The sequence below is a fragment of the Catenibacterium sp. AM22-6LB genome (genome assembly GCF_003435615.1).
In the GTDB taxonomy this organism is placed as follows: Bacteria; Bacillota_I; Bacilli_A; order Erysipelotrichales; family Coprobacillaceae; genus Catenibacterium; species Catenibacterium mitsuoka_A.
The window spans coordinates 1-3,600 of sequence record NZ_QTUM01000094.1 but is presented as its reverse complement, the minus strand read 5'-3'; the positions used below and the strand labels follow the sequence as shown (position 1 = coordinate 3,600).

Annotated in this window: 3 protein-coding genes; all 3 read left to right on the top strand. The window is 31.8% G+C overall.

Translation table 11 applies throughout. From position 1 onward, the window contains the following. Positions 1-146 precede the first annotated feature (146 nt). Positions 147-1,517: a sodium-dependent transporter gene (locus DW269_RS12200; RefSeq protein WP_117460261.1), complete on the top strand. Its 1,371-nt coding sequence runs from the start codon at positions 147-149 to the stop codon at positions 1,515-1,517. Positions 1,518-1,771: 254 nt separating this feature from the next. Then, a complete protein-coding gene (locus tag DW269_RS12195; protein WP_117460259.1) occupies positions 1,772-2,608 on the top strand; it encodes a helix-turn-helix domain-containing protein in 837 nt (278 codons plus the stop codon). 173 nt (positions 2,609-2,781) lie between these two features. Continuing rightward, entirely contained in the window at positions 2,782-3,492 is a 711-nt protein-coding gene (locus DW269_RS12190; RefSeq protein WP_117460257.1) for a MurR/RpiR family transcriptional regulator, read from the top strand. Positions 3,493-3,600: the final 108 nt, after the last annotated feature.

Genomic DNA, 3,600 nt, shown 5'->3' with positions numbered 1-3,600 from the left:
CTTGCCCGGTGGTGTGAGAGGACGAAAATAATTTTAATTATTTTCTCCTACTCGATTTTACCTTCTAAACTTTTCTATTCCCTTATCTCTTATTTGTGATATAATGTTCATTGTTCTAAAAAAAAGACAAAAGGAAGAGGAAATTTATGAAAAACAATGAAAAGAGAAGTACTTTCTCAGGAAAACTAGGATTAGTCCTCTCTGCTGCCGGAGCCTCTGTAGGTTTAGGAAATATTTGGCGTTTCCCATATCTTGCAGCTAAATATGGAGGAGGAATCTTCTTATTAATCTATATCATTCTTGCACTCACATTTGGTTATACAATGATTGTTGCAGAAACCACACTTGGAAGAATGACTAGAAAGAGTCCAGTAGGCGCTTTTAGAAAATTTGGAAACTCTATCGGGCATAAGTTTGGTGGATGGATCAATGCGATTATCCCTATATTAATCGTACCTTACTACTCTGTTATTGGTGGTTGGGTTATTAAATACCTTGTTGAATATGTTAAGGGTAATGGTCATGCTTTAGCATCTAGTGACTATTTCTCTAAATTCATCTCTAATGGTGTTTCAACAGAATTATGTTTTGCCGCTTTTTCACTTATGACTTTAATTATTGTATTTGCAGGTGTTAAAAACGGTATCGAACGTGTCTCTAAAATCATGATGCCAATTCTAGTTGTATTATCATGTGTTATTACTGTTTATTCAGTCACTAGACCAGGTGCACTTGAAGGTGTAAAATACTTCCTTGTACCTAATTTCAAGAACTTCTCATGGATGACAGTTGTGACTGCAATGGGACAGATGTTCTATTCTTTATCTATCGCAATGGGTATCTTAATCACATTTGGTTCTTATACAGAAAAAGAAGTCTCTATTGAGAATTCTACAGAAAATGTAGAAGTATTTGATACAGCTATTGCGATTATGGCAGGATTGATGATTATCCCAGCTGTATTTGCCTTCTCTAACGGAAATATGGAAAACCTTAATGCAGGACCATCTTTAATGTTTATTACTATCCCTAAAGTATTTGATAGTATGGGACTCGGAACACTTATTGGTATCCTATTCTTTGTATTAGTATTATTTGCAGCACTTACTAGTTCAATTGCCTTAACAGAATGTGCTGTCTCTACTTTCCAGGATGAACTTGGATGGAGTAGACATAAATCTGTCATTATTCTTGGAATCATTATGTTAGTATTAGGTTCACTATCATCACTTGGATATGGACCACTTGCATCTATTCAGGTTATTGGTATGCAATTCTTAGATTTCTTTGATTTCTTAACTAACTCAGTCATGATGCCAATTTCTGCAATATGCATTTGCTTACTTGTATCAAAGGTTATTGGAGTAGATAAGATTGCGAAAGAAGTAAAATCTCATAACAATCCATTCAAACGTGAAAAGATTTTTACTTTCATGATTAAATATGTTTGTCCAATCTTTGCAACTATTATCTTGTTAAGCTCAGTTGCGAATGCATTTGGAATCATTAAGATGTAAAACAGGCTTAGACCTGTTTTTTTTGCATCTTATGCGAGATTTGTAGTCATATATTATTTAATTATATACTATAGCATTTGAACTTGTTGCCATGATTTATTTTGTAATTAGTAGTTTGGTGATGACAATTATGATTGTATTTAATATTAGATAGGTATGACACGCTACGTAGCATATATTTGTATGAATGATACGGATACTTTCTTGTGAAACAAGTATGAGATAAGTATACTTTGAACTAGGAGGACAAATATATGACATTAGGAGAAACAATTAAGTATTATCGTACACAATTAAACTTATCACAAACTGAACTAGGAGATAGAATAGGTGTATCAAGACAAGCAGTAACGAAATGGGAAACAAATACAGGAATACCGGATATTAATAATATTCAAACACTTGCAAAGGTATTTCATATTTCTATTGATACACTTCTTTCTCATGAACATGTACAATCATTATATAAGAGCAAGATAGAATATGATTTGGCACAACCAATGGACTTTGATATAAATTTATCTACTTTAGGAGATGTTTTGATAGAAGGCTATGAAGGAGAAAAGCTTATTATTACTCTTTCTTCTTCAATCTATAAGGATTTACAAAAGGATTTTAAAATTAAATTAGATGAAAATAAAGCAAGACTCGATATAGACTTAGAGACAAAGGAATATATCACAAAAGATCAAAGAAGAGACGTCAGTATTTTAATCTTATTGCCTATGCAGTATATTCACAAATTAGAATGCAATGTATTGCCTACAAGTATGTCTGTTTCTCATATTCAATCTGATTCTATAGAACTGGATATTAAAACATCATTACTAGATCTTTTAGACATTCATGGACATATAGAAATAGACTGCAATATTGATATGATTATTAAAACAGACGAAATTGATGGTAAATTAGATCTCAATGCAGTACGTAGTGCATCACAACTTATTATTACATCACCATGTCTATTCAATACAATTACAAAAGGCATTAAAACAAAGATTATCTATGAAGGAGACCTAGATGAGAAATCAGACAATCAAATAGAACTCAATGGAATTATGAGTGAACTCGTAATAAAGGCTGATTAACTATAATCAGTTTTTTATTAGAAAAGAAAAGCAACAAATTCATGTGTATTTGTATAATAACTTAATTTCTCTTTATTTATTTCTAAAAAATTACTTGTTTCAAATGAAAAATAAATGAAAGTGGTTTAAAATGGATAAAGGTAAAGAAATAACAAGCAGGAGGCAATGTCACGATGTTTGCGTATAGTCAAGTTGAAAAGTTGAATGAAGCAGAAATGTGTGTGTATAATTATGTAGTGAAAAACCTAAAGCATATATTAAATCTAAGTGTTCGTGAGTTAGCGGATGAGGTACATGTTTCAACAGCCACTGTTATGCGTTTTTGTAAGAAGATGGGATATTCGGGCTTTTCAGAATTAAAGTATAAGATTAAAGAATTTTATGAACAGCAGGATCAGGAAGATAATTATGAAATAAACGATATTGAAGGTTTTGTGGAGCATATAAAATCTAATGATTATTTAGATAGACTTAAAAAAGCAGCTGATCTGATTAAAGGTGCTTATTCATTTCAAATTCTTGGTTTAGGTGTATGTAGGGATATTGCGAAATATACCGCTCGACGATTTTGCCGAGCAGGGTTTTATTGTTATGGCATCGATGATGTCAACTATCCCATATTAGAAGTACCAGAAGGAACTCATTCCGTTATTTTGATCATTTACAATGATTTTTATCAGAAAGTGATATTTGATCAAATCAATAGATATAAGAGTAAAAATTATACTATTATTATGATTTCATTAGCGCATATAGGTAAGTTTAGTCAATTATGTGATTTGACTATTTATGCTTCTAATAGAATTATGAAGGTTGGACAGGTTGAATCTGGAGTACCAATGCTTTATACACTAGAAAAATTAACGGATGAAGTGATAAAATAATATCATAATATATTATAAAAGACACTAGGAATGCATTTCCTAGTGTCTGTTTTGTATGCCGGGCATGGCATATATCTAGGTGGTGAAAGTCCACTGTGGGGGCGATGT